At 42.9% G+C, this 22,350-nt stretch carries 16 protein-coding genes; 13 read left to right on the top strand and 3 right to left on the bottom strand.

What is annotated here, in order from left to right:
* Positions 1-388: 388 nt before the first annotated feature.
* From R7E51_RS02510 to R7E51_RS02480, 7 genes are all read left to right on the top strand, one after another.
* The gene (locus R7E51_RS02510; protein WP_005377775.1) at positions 389-2,269 is read left to right on the top strand and encodes a DUF294 nucleotidyltransferase-like domain-containing protein; all 1,881 of its coding nucleotides are present in this window, start codon (positions 389-391) and stop codon (positions 2,267-2,269) included.
* A complete protein-coding gene (locus R7E51_RS02505; protein WP_017820938.1) occupies positions 2,269-3,015 on the top strand; it encodes a 3'-5' exonuclease in 747 nt (248 codons plus the stop codon). Before R7E51_RS02510 ends, R7E51_RS02505 begins: the two co-directional genes overlap by 1 nt.
* A 192-nt stretch (positions 3,016-3,207) precedes the next feature.
* Complete coding sequence (locus tag R7E51_RS02500; RefSeq protein WP_005377772.1) at positions 3,208-4,866, top strand: BCCT family transporter; 1,659 nt, start codon at positions 3,208-3,210, stop codon at positions 4,864-4,866.
* Between the two features lie 314 nt (positions 4,867-5,180).
* Positions 5,181-5,714 carry a diaminobutyrate acetyltransferase gene (ectA, locus tag R7E51_RS02495; protein WP_005393379.1) on the top strand — a complete coding sequence of 178 codons (534 nt, stop codon included), beginning with the start codon at positions 5,181-5,183 and terminating at the stop codon, positions 5,712-5,714.
* Positions 5,715-5,748: 34 nt separating this feature from the next.
* Positions 5,749-7,014, top strand: coding sequence for a diaminobutyrate--2-oxoglutarate transaminase (gene ectB, locus R7E51_RS02490; RefSeq protein WP_025766718.1), 1,266 nt, complete (start codon positions 5,749-5,751; stop codon positions 7,012-7,014).
* Between the two features lie 14 nt (positions 7,015-7,028).
* Complete coding sequence (locus tag R7E51_RS02485; protein WP_005377769.1) at positions 7,029-7,415, top strand: ectoine synthase; 387 nt, start codon at positions 7,029-7,031, stop codon at positions 7,413-7,415.
* 86 nt (positions 7,416-7,501) lie between these two features.
* Complete coding sequence (locus R7E51_RS02480) at positions 7,502-8,923, top strand: aspartate kinase (RefSeq protein WP_047100661.1); 1,422 nt, start codon at positions 7,502-7,504, stop codon at positions 8,921-8,923.
* Between the two features lie 188 nt (positions 8,924-9,111).
* Here the strand turns inward: R7E51_RS02480 and R7E51_RS02475 are convergent, their stop codons facing one another.
* On the bottom strand, positions 9,112-10,677 hold the full coding sequence (locus R7E51_RS02475) for an arylsulfatase (RefSeq protein WP_130546076.1): 1,566 nt from the start codon (positions 10,675-10,677) through the stop codon (positions 9,112-9,114).
* Positions 10,678-11,065: 388 nt separating this feature from the next.
* On the opposite strand from R7E51_RS02475, the gene R7E51_RS02470 reads away from it, so the two are divergent.
* Entirely contained in the window at positions 11,066-13,396 is a 2,331-nt protein-coding gene (locus tag R7E51_RS02470; protein WP_017821944.1) for a tetratricopeptide repeat protein, read from the top strand.
* Between the two features lie 46 nt (positions 13,397-13,442).
* On the opposite strand, the gene R7E51_RS02465 is transcribed toward R7E51_RS02470, so the two are convergent.
* Positions 13,443-14,171 carry a formylglycine-generating enzyme family protein gene (locus R7E51_RS02465; protein WP_372434443.1) on the bottom strand — a complete coding sequence of 243 codons (729 nt, stop codon included), beginning with the start codon at positions 14,169-14,171 and terminating at the stop codon, positions 13,443-13,445.
* 238 nt (positions 14,172-14,409) lie between these two features.
* Here R7E51_RS02465 and R7E51_RS02460 point away from each other — a divergent pair, with 238 nt between their 5' ends.
* The 3 genes from R7E51_RS02460 (at position 14,410) to R7E51_RS02450 (ending at position 18,047) form a co-directional block, all read left to right on the top strand.
* On the top strand, positions 14,410-15,735 hold the full coding sequence (locus R7E51_RS02460) for an anaerobic sulfatase maturase (RefSeq protein WP_017821945.1): 1,326 nt from the start codon (positions 14,410-14,412) through the stop codon (positions 15,733-15,735).
* 53 nt (positions 15,736-15,788) lie between these two features.
* Positions 15,789-16,886: a hypothetical protein gene (locus R7E51_RS02455; RefSeq protein WP_017821946.1), complete on the top strand. Its 1,098-nt coding sequence runs from the start codon at positions 15,789-15,791 to the stop codon at positions 16,884-16,886.
* A 162-nt stretch (positions 16,887-17,048) separates the two neighbouring features.
* Positions 17,049-18,047, top strand: a complete 999-nt coding sequence (locus tag R7E51_RS02450) for an HAD family hydrolase (protein WP_158156311.1) — start codon at positions 17,049-17,051, stop codon at positions 18,045-18,047.
* A gap of 107 nt (positions 18,048-18,154) precedes the next feature.
* Here R7E51_RS02450 and R7E51_RS02445 read toward each other — a convergent pair whose 3' ends face one another.
* Entirely contained in the window at positions 18,155-19,672 is a 1,518-nt protein-coding gene (locus R7E51_RS02445) for an arylsulfatase (protein WP_005377761.1), read from the bottom strand.
* 247 nt (positions 19,673-19,919) lie between these two features.
* On the opposite strand from R7E51_RS02445, the gene R7E51_RS02440 reads away from it, so the two are divergent.
* On the top strand, positions 19,920-21,356 hold the full coding sequence (locus R7E51_RS02440) for an arylsulfatase (RefSeq protein WP_242531364.1): 1,437 nt from the start codon (positions 19,920-19,922) through the stop codon (positions 21,354-21,356).
* A gap of 152 nt (positions 21,357-21,508) precedes the next feature.
* A partial coding sequence (locus R7E51_RS02435) for a hypothetical protein (RefSeq protein WP_206957272.1) occupies positions 21,509-22,350 on the top strand: 842 nt, incomplete at its 3' end.

Genomic DNA, 22,350 nt, shown 5'->3' with positions numbered 1-22,350 from the left:
AATTAATTTTAGTTCAACTTTCAATGAAAGGGGGTTGGTTAACTAGTTATGCTGTGCATAGAGAATTAGTTGAGCAAGGTCTGTTCAACTCTTGTTTTTTATATTTAAAACAATTGCTTGAGATGTGTTTTTATCCGCCATAACGTTGCCCTGACGTAGGGTTGAATTTATTTTGAATTTTTTTGTACATTTCAACTCAACTCACTTGCATAGATATAAGCCGTGATAGCTTAGAGCTCTACATATAAAAAGGTTAGAGCTCTAATTTTTGGTTAAGGCTTGGTCCTGTGAAATCGGTTAGGTACTGTTATCCTTAGATTTATTTATTGCTTGATTTCACTCAGGGTGATATTTATCGCTGTAGTTTAGGCAACGTATGGAATAAAAAATGGAAGCCGAACAGTTAGAAGTGCTCAATTTCATTAGCCAGTACCCACCTTTTGATGACCTACCTGAAGAGCAGCTTAGAAAAATTGCTCTCAATGCCGAGGTTGCATACTTTCGGCAAGGAACAAAAATCCTTAACTTCGGAGATACGATCCGCGACTTGTATATGGTGAGAAGTGGGGCGGTAGAGATTTATCGACGTAAAGGTGAACTTTACAACAGGATTGATGCTGGTGGACTGTTTGGTCAGATGGGGTTGTTGATGAACAACCGCGTACGTATGCCAGCCAAAGCGATAGAAGACACTCTCGTTTACTGCATTCCGGAAAACATCTTCAATGAACTTTGTGATGAGTTTGAAAACTTTGCGGACTACATGGAACTGGAAGATAGCGCGCGTTTGCGAAGCGCAATATCTAGCCGCTCCGAAAGCAATGACTTTACCACCGCTAAGGCACGTAAAATCTTAGCAAGAGATCCAGTAACTCTGGAGGCAACGGCTTCAATTCAGGAAGCTGCGATACTAATGGCAGAGGAAAATGTCACCTCTCTGCTCATTATTCGCCCGACAGAGGAGCTCACAGAAGAAGATGATGAACAGCTGCTTGGAATATTGACTGATCGCGATCTTTGCATTCGCGTACTAGCTCAAGGTATTGATACCAATATTCCAGTGAGTGAGGTCATGAGTTATGACGTGGTTTCATTGGATTATAACGCCTATGTGTTTGAGGCCATGTTAACCATGTTGCGTTACAACGTACATCATTTACCAATTTTAAAAGATAAAAAGCCGATAGGAATTATTGGCATGACGGACATCGTTCGTTACGAATCTCAGAACAGCCTATTGCTAGTGAGCTCTATTTTTCAGCAAACCAGTGTCGAGGATCTCAAGCAGGTTTCTGAACAAGTAAAAGACTGTTTCGTAAGAATGGTCAATGAAGATGCCAACGCGCACATGATTGGTCGAGCCATGTCGGTTATAGGCAGTAGTTTCAAACAACGCCTCGCTGAATTAGCTGAGCAAGAGTTCGGCCCAGCGCCCATTCCTTATTGTTTAGTCGCAATGGGTTCAATGGCGAGGGATGAGCAGCTAATTGTAACGGATCAAGATAACGCCCTTATTCTCGATAACAGTTATGACGTTGAGATTCACGGAGAGTACTTTGAAAAGTTTGCTAAATTTGTTTGTGATGGTTTAGCGGCATGCGGCTATGCTTATTGTACTGGAGACATTATGGCTACCAACCCAGAATGGCGAAAAACTCGTGCAGAATGGGAAGAATGCTTTGGAAACTGGATAGACAATCCAACCCCTGAGAGATTGTTAAATAGTAATATCTTTTTTGATCTCCTCGGTGTGCATGGGCGAGTGAAATGGGCGGAGCAATTAAGCAGCTTTATTGTGAGACGAGCGAAAAGAAATAACCGCTTTCTTGCTTGTATGGCGTATAACGCAATACGTAGGACGCCTCCACTGGGCTTTTTCAAAGACTTTGTGATGGAGAAAGATGGTCGTCATCGCAACTCGATTAACTTGAAGCGAAGGGGGACGGCTCCGTTGGCCGATTTAATACGGGTGCATTCTCTGGCAATCGGTTCGCGATCGCAAAACTCTTTCGACCGTTTAGATGACATTAATGATGCTGGCATTTTACCGAAAGGTCGAGGTTTGGATTTAAGGGATGCGATGGAGCTAATCTACATGGTTCGAATTCGTCACCAAGCCCTTGATATAGAAAATGGAGAAGAGCCAGACAACAATATTGAGCCGGAGAACATGTCTGAATTTGAACGTCGAAACTTAAAAGCAGCATTTCAAATTCTAAGTAACGCTCAGAACTTCATTAAGTTTCGATACCAGAGAAGTAGCAAATAATGTGGTTCTCAAAAAAAGTAGAAAAAGAACAGCCGTTGTTGGATACATCCCAGACGCCAGAGTGGTCAATGTTGTTCAAACAACTAGCTAAAGAAGCGAAAGACGAGAGGCTCAAACGCTACTATTCGACACCGATGGTTAATGGGGAAACACCAATTGAACAAGTGCCATTTGTCTCGGTAGACTTTGAGACAACAGGATTGAACTCGGAAGAGGATGTCATTCTCACGATCGGACTTGTGCCGTTCACTATTGATCGTGTTCAATGTAATGGTTCTGCTCATTGGGTCGTTAACCCAAACAGAGAGTTAAACCACGAGTCTGTCATTATTCACGGTATCACTGACTCTGAGGTTAAAAACGCGCCGCAGCTGTCTCAGATCTTGGGTGAAATATTGGATGCGTTGTCAGGCAAAGTGGTACTTGTTCACTACAAGAACATTGAAAGGCAGTTCTTTAATAACGCCTTGCTAAATAGCATCGGAGAGGGGATACAGTTTCCTGTTGTTGATACGTTAGATATTGAGTATGCGATACAACGCCGTGAATGCAGAGGTTTTATCAATAAGTTGAAAGGCAAGAAACCCGGTTCTGTACGATTAGGGCACGCTCGTGAAAGATATGGCCTCCCTGCTTATCAACCTCACCATGCCCTGACGGATGCGTTAGCAACTGCGGAGCTGTTTCAAGCACAACTGCAGTATCACTTTAATCGAAACATGCCAATATCTTCGGTTTGGCAATAGGCGTTATTTATGGTGAAAACAATAAAATGCAATGAGAGATAGGGGGCTTTAAGATTATGATGGCGGATTGAGTAACCGCTTATAAGAACAATGTTTTATGAACATGTGCTTGGTAGTGATGAAGACGTTTCATTACTCGAACTCCGACGAAAGTAATTTAAACTTGGTCACGTATTTTTAAGGAGATTATCCGTGAGCACCGATAATAACGGTGGCATTCAACGCCCCGATGGAAAAGTAAACGCAATAGATACTGACTATCAAATTGGTCAGGATAACGTTGCGCTAAAGGTAGGCCCATTTGGCCTTGATATTCACAACCGTGTTTTTGCAATTTCTGGCTTAGCAATCGTCATGTTTGTTGTGATAACACTATTATTCCGAGAACAGGTAGAGCCGTTTTTTGCAGACCTACGAGCGGGTTTGTTACACAATTTAGACTGGTTTTTTCTCGCTTCAGGTAATATTTTTGTCATTGTCTGTGTCGGATTGATCTTCACACCATTGGGCCGTGTGCGAATCGGTGGTACTGAAGCAACACCGGATTACTCCTATGCCGGATGGTTGGCAATGCTATTTGCTGCAGGTATGGGCATTGGTCTCGTATTCTTCGGTGTATCAGAACCGATGTCCCATTTTAGTTCTGCGATTGGTGGCGTGAGCGTTGAGAATGGTGTACGTACTGACTGGGCACCGCTAGGTGGTGCAGAGGGCGATGCAACTGCAGCTTCGGCATTAGGGATGGCTGCGACGATTTACCACTGGGCACTTCATCCGTGGTCAATATACGCGCTCTTGGCTCTTGGACTGGCTATCTTTTCATTTAACAAAGGTTTGCCACTCACCATGCGCTCAATTTTTTACCCTTTGTTTGGTGAGCGTGTATGGGGTTGGACTGGTCATATTATCGATATTCTTGCAGTGGTAGCGACGGTTTTTGGTTTAGCAACATCGCTAGGCTACGGTGCGTCTCAAGCCGCAACGGGTTTGAACTTCCTGTTTGATGTCCCAATGACCAATACCACGCAGGTTATATTGATTATTGGTATTACTGCGCTCGCTTTAATCTCTGTTGTGGCTGGACTCGATAAGGGCGTGAAAATCTTATCTGAAATCAACATGGGTCTTGCAGCGCTGCTATTGCTATTTGTTATTGTTGTTGGCCCGACGATTGCGATTTTAACTGGTTTCTTCGAGAACATCGTTTCCTATGTGGCTAATATCCCTGCCTTATCTATGCCATTTGGACGAGAGGATGTGAATTACTCTCAAGGCTGGACGGCGTTTTACTGGGCGTGGTGGATTTCTTGGTCACCATTTGTGGGTATGTTCATCGCACGTGTGTCTCGCGGTCGTTCGGTTCGTGAGTTTATTATTTGCGTTATTCTTATCCCATCTTCAGTTTGTGTGTTATGGATGACGGCTTTTGGCGGTAACGCAATTAGCCAATACGTTAATGATGGCTATGAGGCGGTGTTTAACGCAGAACTCCCTTTAAAACTTTTTGCCATGTTAGATGTTATGCCATTGGCTGAGATAACATCTTTTGTCGGCATTATCTTAGTCGTGGTGTTCTTCATTACCTCTTCTGACTCAGGATCACTGGTTATTGATACTATTGCTGCGGGCGGTAAGGTCGATGCACCAACGCCACAACGCGTGTTCTGGTGTACGTTTGAAGGTTTGGTTGCGATTGCATTGATGTTGGGTGGTGGTCTAGCTGCTGCTCAAGCAATGGCGGTGACGACTGGTTTACCATTTACTATTGTTTTGCTTGTTGCAACGGTATCTTTGATAAAAGGTTTGATGGATGAACCTCGTCCAAAGGCGGTTTCTAAGAAATCAAAATAACTAGTATCAGCAGTTAAATTATTGATAAAAGCGGTATGCGAAAGCATGCCGCTTTTTTTTTGGATTTCTATTTTTTCTGAGAAATGAACAGCATGGAAAATGGTCTTATTCTGGTTGTTTTTTGTACTGCGCATTTAGGTGACTATTTAATAAATTAGACCTCAAACTATTTTAACTTTTGGTTAATAGGTTTATTTTTGTGATGCAAATCACAAAAATGCCGATAAAAAGGCGGATTATTTGATTTTTAGTCGCGAGGAATGCCCATAATAAAAAGGAAATTTAATTAGACCTCAAAGGATATGTATTTTCACATGATCACATCAGCACCTTGGGTCCTTTATCCAGAGATTGGAGAAGACTCAAGTAAAAAATGGATTTTTCGTGAGCCTAAAATCTCTGATGGTGACGACATTTACAGCTTGATTGCAGACTGTCCTCCATTGGACATGAACTCATCTTATTGCAATTTCCTACAGTCTACGCATTTCAGCAAAACCAGTATTTTGGTTGAGCAAAAAGGCGAAATCGCAGGTTTCATTTCCGGTTATCAGAAACCAGACGAGCAAGACGTTTTATTTGTCTGGCAAGTTGCAGTCTCACCTCGCTTTAGAGGTCATGGTTTAGCATTCCGCATGTTGAAAGAACTTCTCACCCGAGAGGAATTAGGCGGTGTTAAATCGGTAGAAACTACCATCACGGAAGATAATAAAGCCTCTTGGGCACTGTTCAAAAAGTTAGATGCGATGAACGGCAATTCTGGCCAAGTAAGCACATTTTTGGATGAAGAAGCCCACTTTAAAGGCAAACACGATACAGAATATTTGTATCGCATTCCTCTCAAATAATCCTCAAACAATAGGAATTAAAAACGGTCTCATCATGGATATTTTCAAAAAGCAGGAATCCAACGTACGCTCATATTCAAACAATTTCCCGGTCGTTTTTCGTAAAGCGAAAGGCTGCTGGCTAGAAACAGAACAAGGTGAACGATACTTAGACTTCCTTGCTGGAGCGGGATCTCTAAATTACGGCCATAACAATCCAGTACTAAAACAAGCGTTGCTTGAGTACATTGAAATGGACGGTATTACTCACGGTTTGGATATGCACTCAGAAGCGAAAGCATCGTTTCTGGAAGCGTTGGATACTTACATCCTTAAACCAAGAAACTTGGATTACAAGGTTCAGTTTACGGGCCCAACAGGCACTAACGCTGTTGAGGCGGCATTGAAGCTGGCTAAAAAAGTAAAAGGCCGCGACAGCGTCGTTGCGTTTACTAACGGTTTCCATGGTTGTACTGCTGGCGCACTGGCTGCAACGGGTAACCAGCATCACAGACAAGGTAACGGCTCTAGCCTAAGTAACGTCACTCGTATTCCATTTGAAGGTTACGCTGGCGTAGATGGTCTCGCGCTGTTCGAAACCATGCTAAATGATAACTCTGCAGGTATGGATAAACCAGCCGCTGTACTTCTTGAAACTGTGCAGGGTGAAGGTGGTTTAAATGCTGCTTCAAACGAGTGGTTACAACGTTTGAGCAAAATCTGTAAAGCCAATGACATTCTTGTGATTGTCGATGACATTCAAGCAGGTTGTGGACGTACCGGTACTTTCTTTAGTTTTGAGCCGTCAGGTATCCAACCGGATATCGTGACGCTATCGAAGTCGATCGGTGGTTACGGTTTGCCGATGGCTGTCGTATTACTTAAGCCTGAGCTTGACCAGTGGAAGCCTGGCGAGCATAACGGTACGTTCCGTGGCAATAATCACGCCTTTATTACTGCTGCAAAAGCACTAGAAATTTACTGGGCAAACGATGATTTTGAAACACACATCAAGCAGTGTTCAGACAAGGTAAGTGCAGTTATTGACCGTTGTGTTCGTCGCTTTCCACAAATGTTTGTGCAGAAAAAAGGCCGCGGCATGATGGTTGGTATTGAATGTATCAATGGTGACATGGCATCTGAAATTGCGAAAAACTGTTTCGAGAATGGAATGGTGATAGAGACAGCGGGTCCAGAAGATGAAGTTGTGAAGTTCTTCTGTCCACTAACCATCAGCGAATCAGAGCTAGATCAAGGACTAAGCATCTTTGAAAATGCAGTAGAGACTATCGCTGCGAAACATTTCAAACAAGCATCTTAATAAGGATTTTAATTATGATCGTCAGAACTCTAGATGAATGCCGCAACAGCGAACGACGTGTTGTTTCAGATAACTGGGAAAGTGTCCGCATGTTGTTGAAAGACGACAACATGGGTTTCTCTTTCCACATCACAACGATTTATGAAGATACAGAAACTCATATTCACTATCAAAACCACCTTGAATCGGTGTTTTGTATGAGTGGTGAAGGTGAGATTGAAGTTGTAGGTGGAGAAACGTACCCAATCAAACCAGGTACATTATACATCCTTGATAAACACGATGAGCACTACTTGAGAGCTTATAAGAATAAAGAAATGGTAATGGCGTGTGTGTTTAACCCACCGATTACTGGCGCTGAAGTGCACGATGAAAACGGTGTTTATCCTCTCGTTGACTAAAAGATGATGGTGGGGTGCTTTGCCACCCCACACTTTACTATCTCTTCTTTTTTCTTTTTAAAGTTACCAATCAAAAAAGGCTTATCATGACATTTACCGTAGAAAAAATCGGCGGTACATCAATGACAGCATTTGATGCTGTTCTCGACAATATTATTCTTCGTCCCAAAACACCATACAATCGTATTTTTGTCGTATCTGCATACGGTGGTATGACCGATGCGCTGCTCGAGTGTAAAAAAACCAGTAAACCAGGCGTTTATCAGCTTATCGCGAAACGCGACGACAAATGGGAAGAAGCGTTAGCGTACGTTGAAAGCCGTATGTTGCTGACCAATGAAAATATTTTTGCGGACCCAATGAATCGTATCCGTGCGGATAAATTCATTCGCTCCCGCATTGCTGAAGCGAAAAACTGTATCGCGAATATTTTAGAAACCTGTCAGTACGGTCAATTTTCGTTGCGCCAGTACTTGCCTCAAATTCGAGAGTTTCTCTCGTCTATCGGTGAGGCACATAGTGCTTACAACACAGCACTAAAACTAAAAAATATGGGTATTAACGCTAAGTTCGTTGACCTGTCTGGTTGGGATAATCAAGCGCCAAGAAGCCTTGATGAGTCGATCAGTGACGCGTTTGCTGATATCGATGTATCAAAAGAACTGCCAATCGTGACAGGTTATGCTTACTGTAAAGAGGGCCTAATGCACACTTATGACCGAGGTTATAGTGAGATGACATTTAGCCGAATTGCAGCAATAACAAAAGCGGATTTAGCAGTAATTCACAAAGAGTACCACTTGAGCTCAGCAGATCCACGCGTTGTTGGCCCTGAAAAAGTATTACCAATTGGTAGTACAAACTATGACGTAGCAGACCAACTTGCCAACCTTGGCATGGAAGCGATTCACCCCAATGCCGCTGCGGGTTTACGTGAAAGTGGTATTGAGCTACAGATTAAAAATACATTCGAACCTGAACACGAAGGTACTTTGATCTCTTCAAGCTACCGCCCAGAAGAAGACAAAGTCGAGATCATCGCAGGTAAAGAAAAAGTATTTGCACTGCATTTGTTTGACCAAGCAATGGTGGGAAAAGCCGATAACGTTAGTTACGAATTGATGGAAATCATCTCAGATGCTCGTGTAAGTTTGGTTGGTAAAGAGATGAACGCTAACTCTATTACTTACTATCTAGGTGGCAGTTCTGATAGCTTAAACAAAGTATTGTATAAAGCCGAGAAACGTTATCCGAATGCCTCGATTAAAGGCCGTATGGTCGCGCTTATCTCAGCCATTGGTTCTCAAATTGATACCAACAAGACGTTGGCAAAAGGTGTACTTGCATTGATGAATAATGGCGTTACGCCAGTTGCACTGCACTCATCGTTGAGAAATGTAAATGTTCAATTTGTTGTCGGTGATAAGGAATACCAGCACGCGATTTGCGCATTGCATGATGAGTTTTTCCAAAGTAGCAGTTTAGCTAAATCGGTTAATGTGGCTTAGTTTATCCACGGTTAAAATACAAAGGAGAGCAGGTTAGCTCTCCTTTTTTGTTTTTCAGTTTGTACTCACAATGCCCGCTTTTTATAGGCTAAACAGACGATTTAAGTAAGTTCCTATGTGGCGATACACATAAGCCAGCAGAATGGTCTGCTGGCTTAATGTTACTGATTAACTAACGTTAACTTAGTTTACTTAAACTTGCTGATTTCTTGTTCAACTTTGTCTAGTTGCTGCAGCTTCTCTTGCATTTTTAGAGAGTCGTAGTTTAGTGAAGCAGGGTTCATCGCTGTGCCACGTTGCATTGGGTATTCTGGAAGTGTTTTAAAGAACTCTCCCACAACGTCTTGTACAGGTACAAATAGCCACATGTTGTCAGCCATCCAACGCAAGTACATTTGTGATTCGCTTGGGCCTTTTTCGAATGGGTCAGCGCGTAGGTGGATGATTTTAGGCCAGTTCGGAGCAAAACGAACTGCGTTACTTAGGTTCCCTTCAAGCGTTGCAAAGTGAAGTTTCCAGTCATTCCAGCGGACAGCGTTTAATTCACCATTAGACGTAAAGTAAAGCAGCGACTCACGAGGGCCTTTTTCTTCCTTACCTTCAAAGTATGGCATGAAGTTATAACCATCTAAATGTACACGCCATTCTTTGCCATTTGCTTTGTAGCCTTCTGCCAGTTTTTCTTTTACATCAGGTACGCCAGCAGCTGCCAATAATGTAGGCAACCAGTCTTGGTGCGCCATCATTTCATTGATCTTGGTTCCTGGTTTAATGACGCCTGGCCAACGAACCAGTTGAGGAACACGCATACCGCCTTCCCAAGTTGTACCTTTTTCACCATGGAATGGTGTTGCCCCACCATCTGGCCAAGTCATGGTTTCTGCGCCGTTGTCCGTTGAGTAGATAACGATAGTGTTGTCTGCAACACCTAGCTCATCCAGCTTGTCGAGTAAAACACCTACATGATCATCATGTTCCAGCATACCATCGGCATAAATGCTTACACCTGATTTACCTTGGTATTTTTCCTGCAAGCGAGTCCAAACGTGCATACGAGTGGCGTTATGCCAAATAAAGAAGGGTTTATCCGCCTTAACTGCTTTTTCCATAAATGCCAAAGAGCTCTCTAGGAACTCTTCATCTGCGTGCTCCATACGTTTTCGTGTCATCGGGCCAGTGTCTTCAATCTTACCGTCGGCATAAGACTTAATGACACCACGAGGGCCATAGTTTTTACGAAACTCTGGGTCTTTAGGGTAGTAATAAGTTTCAGGCTCTTCTTCTGCGTTTAGGTGATATAAGTTACCGAAGAATTCGTCAAAGCCGTGTTTGGTCGGTAAGTGCTTATCTTGGTCACCTAAGTGGTTTTTACCAAATTGACCCGTCATGTAACCTTGTTCTTTTAACAGATCTGCAATGGTTGGTGCCCAATCAGGTATGCCGTGGTCAGAGCCTGGCATACCAATTGTTAACAAACCCGTACGAAATGGCTCTTCACCCGTAATAAAGGCAGCGCGACCAGCAGTACAAGACTGTTGTCCGTAGTGATCTGTGAACAACGCACCTTCATTCGCGATACGGTCGATGTTTGGCGTTTTGTAACTCATCATACCTTGGTTGTATGCGCTGATATTCCAGTAGCCGATATCGTCACCAAAAATTGCCAGTATATTCGGTTTGTCTGCTGCTATAGCAGCACTAGACGCCGCTAACAGTCCTGCGCCTACAGCGATTTTGCTCAATTGATTTGCCATAAAAACTCCAGATTGTTGAGAGTAAAGATAAGCACAAGTGAGCCTTATGCTTAGTTGCTGCATAAGTTAATGATGTATATAGAAAAATCCTCTTATACTCGATATAACCATAAGTTATTGCTAGGTTGTAACCATTTGTTAATTAAAAAGAAATAGGATTGTTCTGTTAGTTTGTAGAGATTCGTAAAGTAGATTTAGATCACTGAAGAGCCTTATTTTTATTGCGTAGTAGAAGAGGGGATGGAAATGAAAAACAATAGGATGCTCGCTTGTTTTACGGTCCTAAAGCAATACTAAAGTCGTTATGTATTGCTTGTAATTATTTGTATAACCAGTGATTTAGTGTCTATATTGATTTAGGTTGTGCATTATAAATATAAGGATATCTATGAGTCAGTGGGCAGGCCGGTTTCGTATTTTATTGCTGGTCAACGTTGTTGTCAGTTTTATGGCTTTTTCTCAAGAGTTATTAACAGAGAAACCAAATATTCCTTTAGGCTTAAATCCAGAATATGCTGGCACACAAGCTTGTATAGATTGCCACCAAAACGAGGTGGAGGCCTGGAAAGGGTCACATCACGATATGGCCATGAAGCATGCAAGTACAACCTCTGTGCGTGGTAATTTTGATAACCATGTTGTAACACACAAAGGAATGCCTAATCGTTTTTTTAAAAAAGGCGGCGAATATTGGGTCAACATTCAAGGCTCTGACGGGCAATGGCATGACTATAAGATCAGCTATACATTTGGCTGGGAACCATTACAGCAGTACATGGTCGAGTTTGAAGATGGCCGCGTGCAGCTTATTCCTTTTGCTTGGGACACAAGAGCTAAAGTTGAAGGGGGACAGCGTTGGTTTCATCTTTATCCAGAAACGACAACAACGGATGAATTCTATTGGACCAATACCGGGCAAAATTGGAACTTCATGTGTGCTGATTGCCATTCAACGCACCTAAAGAAGAATTACGACGCTGACAAAAACACTTACAACAGCTCATGGTCAGAGATTAATGTGGGATGCGAAGCATGCCATGGTCCTGCTAGTCAGCACATAGAACTGGCCAAGAAATACAAAAATGCTGGCACTTCTTTTGAGCATGACAGCCATTATGGCTTTGATCGAAATTTGTCTAAAGCAGTGTCGGATTGGGTGTTTGAGGAAGGCCATAGTACGTTACAGCCGAAATCAATTGAAGCAACCAATCAAGTGCAAACATGCGCTCAATGCCATAGTCGCCGAACCCAGTTAAATGAAACAGGTGATCATGTTAAAGGTTCCTTTTTTGATAAATATCGCTTAAGTCTTATAACACCTGAACTCTACTATCATGATGGACAGATTTACGACGAAGATTATGTTTATGGTTCGTTTCTTCAATCTGAAATGGCGGAGAAGGGGGTCACGTGCACTAATTGCCATGATCCACACACGGCAGAATTAACGATCCCAGAAGAGGCAGTATGTTCGCAATGCCATATTGCATCTGAATATACACCTGAAAAGCATACCTTTCATAAGGCTGGATCTGAAGCATCGCAATGTACGACTTGTCACATGCCAGAAACGACTTACATGCAAGTCGATCCTCGTAGAGACCACAGTTGGCATATTCCACGACCAGATTTGAGCAAACATATTGGAACGCCCAATGTTTGCATGTCATGCCATGAAGATAAAAGCAATCAATGGGCCGATGAACAGATAGCAGAATGGTACCCGAATTCGAAGTATCGTAATCAGCAACATTTTGCTGTCGCATTTTATGCGGATTCAATTGGTCATCAAGGAGCAGCAAATGCGTTAGCATACTCTGCTCAGGATTCGTCTTTAAAAGACATTATTCGCGCCTCAGCCCTGGAGAGGATGGGAGGCAATACAGACCAAAATACAACAGTATCTTTGGCTAGGGCCGTTAAGAATGAGAATGAAATGGTTCGATTAGGGGCAATTTCAGGCTCGTCTGGTTATGAATTTCATGATCGGTGGCGGATTCTAGAGCCATTGCTTGATGACCCGGTGCTTTCAGTGAGAACGGAAGCTGCCTCGGTGCTGGTAGCGAACTACGCACAAATGACCCCTTTACAAAAAGATATCATTAAATCGCCTTTAGAAGAGTACATGGAAATTCAAGAGTTTAATGCCGATCGTGGTTTCGGAAGAACCAATTTGGCGAATGTGTACCGCAGCTTAGGTGAAATCGACAAAGCGGCCGAGCTGTATAAACAAGCGATCAGCATCGAACCCTATTTCGAAAATAGCTACGTTAACCTAGCAGATTTGTATCGTCACCTAGGTAAAGAAGAAGCTGCGCTCACGGTGCTACAACAAGGGATGAAAGCTCAACCTAAATCCAGCACGTTACCATACAGCGCAGGTCTTTCTTTGTTGCGTCAAGGCAAAGCTGATGATGCGAAAAAGCTACTTAGACGCGCCGCAGAAATTGGTGAAACTAATGCTCATTATTGGTACGTGTACGGTCTAGCTCTAGAAAAAAGCGATGTTCTAGAAGCCAGTAAAGCGTTGCAAACAGCATTTGAAGTCGGTGGCAATCCACAGCACTTGTATGCTCAATGCGAGGTTCTAGCGAGAAATCATAAAAAAGGTGCTGTCGCTTTTGCTTTCGATAGGTGCATACAAGAGCTTAGTCACTATGCACCTAAACAAGCTATTGATCAGCTTAAAGCCTCTATTGTCGGGGTCAATAGGAGCTAATTACCAAAAGTGGAGCTTTTATCGCTCCACTTTTTTCTTACTTAGTTTAATCAGCGTCTTTCGCTAATCTCAGCCCCATGTCGGACATGATGACTGACTGGCTAGCAAAATCGCGACGATAGTTTTCGGATTCGTCAGCATCATAGGCAAAGCTACCACCTCGTACAGACTTGTGTGCAAGGCTTTCTTTTTCATCTTTTGCGTTTACCGGATTATCACTTGGTGCTGATTTGTAATAACCTTCATCAAACGCATCAATAACAAACTCACCAACATTACCCGTCATATCGTATAAGCCAAGCTCATTCGGTTTTTTCTGACCTACCTTGTGTGCCTTATTGTTTGAGTTACTGGCATACCAGGCAACGTCGTTAATATCATCAGCTCCCGCGTAAGTGAATCCTTGACTGAGATTCCCCCCTTTCGCTGCAAACTCCCATTCTGCTTCTGTGGGTAAACGATAGTGCTCTCCCGTTTTTTCATTCAATTTCTTTATAAAATAATTGGCTTGTTGCCAGCTAATGTTATTTACGGGCGTATTTGGGTTTCTAAAATAACTCAGAGAAGAGCCTGTAACCGATTCGAATAACTCTTGGGTTACCTCAAATTTTGCCAAATAGAAATCTTCCACGCGAACGGTGCGAGCCGGGCGCTCGGATTTATTTGCTGACGGATTATCCGAGCCCATCGTAAATTGTCCACCTTCAATAAGAACCATATCTTGATCGATTTTTTGGGCAAGAGGGCTAGGTTGTGTTGTTGCACATCCAGTCATAATTAGCGAAATCGAAATAGCGGCACCAAGGTAAAGAGTATTACTTTTGGAATGCTTCATAGGGGAGCTCCATCAACATTTATGATCAAAGAATTTTATCAGGCAAGTCTATGAAAAACAGTTATACACACTATAACAAGCGCCACGAATAATTGAACATTATCATCACACTAGGCGATTAACTTAATGATTAGTCTTAGCGCCGTTGGGCACAGGCTAGCAACTAAGAAGGTGATGAATGCACATAACTCAAGGTCCGCAGTTCAATGGAAAAGCATCCAAGCGATTACATGTCATGGCGAAACCTATCGGTGCAGTGTGCAATATCGATTGCACCTATTGTTACTACCTAAGCAAACAAGATTTACTTGAGTACAAGCCAGGCTGCTCACCAGTCATGGATGAGGAAACGCTCGAGACCTATATCCGTCAATATATAGCGGGACAAAATACACCTGAAATTATTTTCTCTTGGCAGGGTGGTGAGCCGACAATGCTAGGTTTGGATTATTTCAAGACAATTGTTGAGCTACAGAATAAATACCGTCCCGATGGCATTACGATCTCCAATGACCTCCAGACTAATGGCACACTGCTTAACGATGAATGGTGTGAGTTTTTAAAGGCGAACAACTTTCTCGTCGGTTTAAGCATTGATGGCCCAGAAATGATGCACAACGCTTACCGAACAAACCGAGCTGGTAGAGGCACATTCCGGCAAGTTATGAATGCGGTTGAATTATTACATAAGCACGAAGTAAAGTTTGCTACGCTCACTTGTGTTAACAACTTGACCGGCCGTAACCCACTTGAAGTGTACCGATTCTTGCGAGATGAAGTACGCTCCCCTCAAATGCAGTTTATTCCAATAGTTGAGCAGAAAACATTCAGAACAACCGCCCCTCAAACTTGGGAGCCAAACGAGCAACTAAAGCAAGGAGATAAACGGTTGATCCCAGGTCATAAAGATGCCGTTGTTGAGCCTTTTTGCGTTGCGGATGAAGCATGGGGAAATTTTCTGATCGCGATTTTCAATGAATGGGTTTTACACGATATCGGCAACGTGTTTGTGCAGTACTTTGAAGCCAGTATCGAAACCTGGATGGGCAGAAAAAACCCACTGTGTACGTTAGGTGAAATCTGCGGGAAGGGCTTAGCAATGGAGCCTAATGGTGATGTGTTTGCGTGTGATCATTACGTGTACCCAGAATATAAGGTTGGAAACATTCATCACGAAAAGCTCGATACGCTCGCTTATAGCTCTGAGCAGCAGAAATTTGGGTTTGCTAAAAGTCGTACGCTGCCCCAACAGTGCCTTCAATGTGATTATCAATTTGCATGTTTTGGAGAATGTCCCAAAAACCGTTTTATCCGTACTAGGCAAGGTGAGCCTGGTCTTAATTATCTCTGCGCGGGTTGGAAGAAGTTTTTTACCCATGTTGATCAGTCGATGGCGTACATCTTACGAGCGACAGGTAACCCAGTGGTTCACGGTAAATACAGTGACCAGATTCTACACCAGCAAGCTACTCAAACACAGACTGTGTTTGAAACGAAGTTTTAAGATAGTCACTACGCCTGCTACAGGCCCGGAAATGAAAGAATATAGGTTATTGAATGCAAAAAATTAAGCTGCTCTCTAAATCATTACTCGTGATCTCGATCGGCATTGCTGCGAGTCAAACAGCAGTGGCACAAGAAACAACATTGCTAGACCCAGATCAAGTATCGCCGACAACGGTTGTCACTCCACAAGAAGCTCAAATGACACCGGCGCAACGAGTCGAAAAGCTGTCTTATGATGCGCAAAATAAAAAGTTGTCTTCAGAAAAACGTATTGATGCTTTACGTGAGTTAGCCAACTATCCAAGCCAAAATGCATTGGTTGCAGTTGCGCGTGGGTTGCAGGATGAAGATGCAGGTATTCGCGAAGCTGCGATCGTGGGAGCACAGCCATATATGATTGAGCACCGTTGGCGTTTGATTTCACCGTTATTGAGTGATGACGCCGCCATGGTGCGAATTACAGCAGCGATTAACCTCGTTCGAGATTACGCCAATTTGAGTTCGGAGCAACAGCAGTCACTTGAGGGGCCTGTTTCAGAGCTGACAGCACACTTGTCCAGTAAGAACGATAATGTTTCCAAGTTATTACTTGCAGACGTTTACCGTTGGCATCGTGATTGGGATAAAGCGGCGTTGATATACCCAGAGTTAACTAAGCTTGAGCCAAACAACCCTCAAGTTTGGTTAAGCTATGCAGACAACTTCCGAGCGCAACAGCTAGACCAAAAAGCTATCAACGTGCTTGACGAGGGTATCAAGCTAAATTCAGAAGATGCCTCGCTGCATTATTCTAAATCTCTCGCTTTGGTTAGATTAGACAAAAAGAAAGAAGCGGCGTTTGAAATAGACAAAGCTGCGACGATGGCAACGACGAACAGTTACTTTTGGTATTTAAATGGTGTTCTGCAAGAAGAGTTAGACTTGAAGAAGTCTGTCAACGCTTTTGAGCAAGCGTATTTGATATCCGGTGCTCCAGAACAATTGTATGCCGTGTGTGACATCTATGTCAGATACGGCAACCCTAAAACGGATGACTGTTTAACAGAGCTAACGAAGGTCGCTCCCGACTATGTTATTGAAGAGCTCAATCAGAAAAAGGGACGTAAAAGTGCCTCTACATCAGTTGAAGCCAATGAATTTAAACTCTAATCGGTAAATTCCATGTTCCTATTTCAATAAAATAGTGAACCAATTTAGTGACGGCGTCACTCTTTGGTGGCCGTTGGATATGTCAGTTCAATATGCGCCTGTTTCAATTGAACTATACTTTTGATTGGATTCGCACCTAGCACCTCAATATAAGGAATTAAGATGGCTATAAAGTTAAAGGCGATTGTCTTAGCAACAGGTTTAGCTCTGTCTAGTTACGCTGTTGCTGCTGATATGCAAGATCCACTTCCGTCATGGAACAACACTGACGCTAAGCAAGCTATTATGGCGTTTGTTACGAAAACAACGACCCAAGGTTCGGATTCCTATGTGCCTGAAAGCCAACGAATCGCGACGTTTGATAATGATGGAACACTTTGGGCAGAAAAGCCTGTTTATCTACAGTTGTTTTTTGCGATCGATAGAGTAAAAGAAATGGCCTCTGAGCATCCTGATTGGAAGACAACCGAACCCTTTGCTTCCGCATTAAAAGGTGACATGGAGGGGATTGGTAAACAAGGACTCGAAGGTGTAATGAAGCTTGTTATGGCAACCCATTCTGGAATGTCTACTGAACAGTTTCATCAAGAAGTTAAGGAATGGTTGAAAACGGCTGTCCATCCAACAACGGGTAGACCATACACTGAAATGGTCTATCAACCTATGCTCGAACTGCTCGACTATTTAAGAGCGAACGACTATCAGACCTACATCGTTTCTGGAGGCGGTATTGAATTTATGCGCGTTTGGGCGCCGGAAGTATACGGCATTCCAACGCAAAACATCGTGGGAACGACGTTAAAGGCGGAATATCAAAGTGTTGATGGAAAACCTACCATCCAACGCATGCCGGAAATAGACTTTGTCAATGACAAAGCAGTAAAGCCTGTGACGATTCAAAACTTCATTGGCAAACGTCCGGTAATGGCGTTTGGTAATTCTGATGGTGATTTACAGATGTTAGAGTGGACGAAAGCAGGTTCAGGTCCAAGATTTTCTGCGATTATCCATCACACGGATGACAAGCGTGAATGGGCGTATGATAAAGATTCTCATGTTGGCAAGTTAGATAAATCGTTTAAAGTAGGTGAAGAGCAAGGTTGGCTATTTGTCGATATGAAACAAGATTGGAATCAAGTGTTTAAAGAGAGCACTAAATGATAATCTTTGTTTGACCATAAATTGCTGCAACCAAACAATTGCAACGAAATAAAAGGCCTCACAATTGAGGCCTTAGTTAATTCCACAGTAGCTTCGATACCTAGGGTCTAGTTTCTAGGTTGCTGTGTCATTGTTTCTACCACTTTTTCAATACTTAACGAGCTACCTTTCGTTGCAGGGAACTCCTTAAATGTCTCTAGGAACTTACGCACGATAGCTTGAGCAGGAACGAACATCCACATTTGATCAGCGTAAAAATGTCTGACGTAAAGTGCTGCATCTGGACCGACCTCGAATGGGTCCATACGAAGGTTTACAATCAAAGGCCAACTCGGTGTTTTGCGGTATGCCTCATTAATGGCACCCTCCATAATACTGAAGTGGATCTTCCAGTCTTTATAACGAACGGCGTTTAAATTACCACCAGCATCGAAGTAAAAGATTTCTTTGCGTGCGCCTTCATCAGCTTTACCAGTCAGCAGATCAAGTTGGTTGTAGCCATCTAAATGTGCTTTAAAGGTTTTGCCCGCTGCTTTATGACCCTTCAATAGTTTTTCTTTCACATCTGGTTCGCCCACAGCTGCGAGTAGAGTTGGCATCCAGTCTTCTTGTGAAAAGATATCGTTGATAACCGTTCCTGGTTTAATGTTTCCAGGCCAGCGTACCATCATCGGAACGCGGAATCCGCCTTCCCAAGTCGTACCTTTTTCGCCCTTGAACGGTGTAGTACCACCATCTGGCCAGGTAAATTTCTCAGCGCCATTATCGGTACTAAAAACAACAATGGTGTTATCTGCTACGCCTAGCTCTTCAAGTTTATCAAGCATGACACCTACTTGATCATCTAGGTCCATCATGCCATCGGCGTATAAGCCGTAACCTGACTTCCCTTGATATTCTTCACTCAAATGTGTCCAGACGTGCATACGGGTTGAGTTATGCCAAATAAAGAATGGTTTGTCTTCTTTTACTGCTTTTTCCATAAAGGCCAAGCTAGCATCCATGAACTCTCGGTCTACGTTTTCCATACGCTTACGAGTAAGGGGACCTGTGTCCTCGATTTTGCCATCCGCAGTCGCCTTCAACACGCCTCGAGGTCCGAATTTTTTACGAAACTCTGGATCTTTTGGATAAAACTCAGACTCAGGCTCTTCTTCCGCGTTTAAATGGTATAGGTTACCAAAGAACTCATCAAACCCATGGTTAGTTGGTAGGTGCTCATCTTGATCACCAAGGTGGTTTTTACCAAACTGACCAGACACATAGCCGTGATTTTTAAGTAACTCTGCGATAGTAGGATCTTTCGATTGAATCCCCTCTTTTGCGCCGGGCATACCAATAGTCAATAGACCGGTACGAAACGGATGTTGACCCAGAATAAATGAGGCTCGTCCGGCAGTACAACTCTGTTGTGCGTAAGCGTCTGTGAAAATGGCACCTTCATTGGCGATTTTATCAATGTTAGGAGTCTTCCCTCCCATCATACCATTGTGATACGCACTAATGTTGTATACACCTACATCGTCACCCCAGAACACAAGGATGTTGGGCTTATCGGCAGCAAAGGCTGTGGACGCAGCTAATGTACCGACCAATGCCATTACCTTTTTAATCGAGTTTCGCATGAAAATCCTCCGCGATAAATGAATCCATTATCGTTATATAACGTTACTAATTGTGTTCATCATGGCGAAGTCGAGTGAAATGACACCAAATGAGACAATGTAGTCAGTTGAATATAGTAGAGGTTTTTTGTTGCTTCCAAGTAATCCCTGTTTTTCAAAAATGTTAACTAACATGGACTAGACTTTAGTGTGTTTTAAGTGTGATAAGACGCACTTACAGGATTGAATTTCAATGAAAGGCGACACTATGAAAAATAAACTAGCAACTATCCTGTTTCTATGTATCCCGTTAGAAGTGGTTGCGGAAGAGACACCAAATGTCGTAGTAATGTTGGTTGATAACCTTGGGTGGGGGGAATTAAGTTCCTATGGGAATACCAGAGGTGTTGAAACCAAAAACTTAGATCAACTTGCTAGAGAAGGTGTACGCCTTACTAATTTTAATGTGGAACCGCAATGCACACCAACTCGCTCCTCATTCATGACGGGGAGGCGAGCGCTTAGATCTGGGACAGATAAGGTTGTTTGGGGAGTGCCTTACGGTATGGTGAACTGGGAGATAACCATTGCAGAGAAGTTTAAGGAACAAGGATATAACACGAGCCTTTACGGGAAATGGCATTTGGGAGACCAAAAAGGGCGCTTTCCAACGGATCAAGGCTTTGATGAATGGTATGGCATTGCAAATACGACGGATGAGTCAGAATATAGCTCTCAACCCGGTTATAAAGCTATATTACCTAAACCTCAAATCCTTTCAGCTAGAGCAGGGCAGGATCCTAAAGGGGTCAAAGAATATAATTTGGACTCACGTAGAACGATTGACAGTGAGCTAGTTGAACATGCCACAGATTTTATAAATCGAAATGTGAAAGAGAATAAGCCATTTTTCTCTGTAATTACTTTTACTCAACCACATTTACCGACGCTACCTCATCCTGATTTTATTGGTAAAACAGGCAAAGGAAATTACTCAGATGTGTTAGCTGAGATAGATTTTCGAGCTGGGCAAGTTATTGGTGCAATAGAAAAAGCAGGAATTAAAGACAATACACTAGTGATTTGGTTTTCTGACAACGGTCCAGAGTGGCATATGCCATACCAAGGCTCTAGCGGGCCATGGCGTGGTGCGTACTTTACGGCTCTTGAAGGGTCTCTCCGAACACCATTTATTGCCTCTTGGCCTAACCACATCAAACCGGGTAGAGTGAGTGATGAAATTATCCATGTTGTGGATCTATTTGCCTCACTTTCTCATGTCGGTGGATACAAATTACCAAGCGATAGAACAATAGATAGTATTGATCAGTGGGCCTTTTTAAAGGGAGATAGTGAAAAGTCTAATCGAGATGGTTTCATCGTTAACAATGGATCTGAAACCTACGCTTATAAGTGGGAAAATTACAAGATGCACTTTATTGATCAAGATATCATGCCGGAGAAAGGGCGCCCATTACAGATCCCTGAAATATATAATTTGATTGATGACCCTAAAGAGGAGTTTGATTTAAGAAATAATGCCACATGGTTATTTCCTATCATGATAGGAAAGAGAGTAAAGTTTGAATCTTCCGTTTCAACAAGCTGCGATACGATTCCTTTCCCTGCTCCATTTGGATATGAGCCCGATTGTAGCAAGGGGAATTTCAATCAATTTCCAGTGGATGGGTTACGCCAGAAGTAGTTTACCCCAATGGCTCTTTCTCGCATACATGAGGTATGTTTTTGGTTCAATATCTCATTAGAGCCATTTAGGGCCATGTTTTTTCTAGTTTCATTTGAACAGTCATATTCGTCGACCATACTTAAAGTTCGTTGTTTCATATGGGGCGAATTATGCAGCCAATACTCTACATTCAAATCGGTAATGTTCTTTGGGCGGTTTTAAGTGACGGTTCTTGGATCCAAATGTTGCCCAACGAACAATTAGTTCCAGAAGTAGAGGTGGTTGTTCTTAATACTGACATTCTCGATATTGCATTTAATGAAGATACAACAAGTGAGGATGAATCGAGTTCGAATGATCTTTTAATTGCATCTCAAAACGGTATTGAATCCACTTTTAATCAGAGCGTTCGAGATTTTAGTGAGTCTTCTGGTGGGTTAAGTTTTGTTGCCTATATTCGCGCTGTTTTACCTGAGCAACTCGTTTCTAATGGCTATGTTACTAGGCCAGCAGTGCAAGAAAGAGAGAACCCAACTTCTGAGACTCAGGCTCCTGAGCGGTTGAATCCCGATGCTATATTAACGGTGGATATTCTTGATGGCGGTGATGGATACGAAAACCAGTTTGAAGTTCCTAGTGTCACGATTCAAGGTGACGCACTCAAGATAAGCGATGAGTGGCTTGTTACTATCACCATTACCGATAGCCTCAATAATTCTATTACTGTTACAACGACCGTAGAGAACGAGTCTTATACCCTATCAGGCGTTGATCTGTCTTCTCTTGCTGAAGGGCCGCTCACGGTGACATCTGTGGTTTCTGACATTTATGGCAATAACCTGAACGCCGTCGATACGACCATTAAAGATACGCTTGCAACGGTAAACGTCAATTTCGATGGTGGAGGGGATGAGTATTTAAATCAGTACGAAATTGCGACTACTCGCCTCGAAGGGACGATTGAAAACATTGAAGATGGCCAGCGTATCCAAGTTACGGTAACCGACTCGTT

The sequence above is a fragment of the Vibrio sp. Vb1166 genome, assembly GCF_033338695.1.
GTDB classification, from domain to species: domain Bacteria; phylum Pseudomonadota; class Gammaproteobacteria; order Enterobacterales; family Vibrionaceae; genus Vibrio; species Vibrio alginolyticus.
The sequence above is the reverse complement of the archived record's forward strand: the minus strand, read 5'-3'. Positions and strand labels throughout refer to the sequence as shown.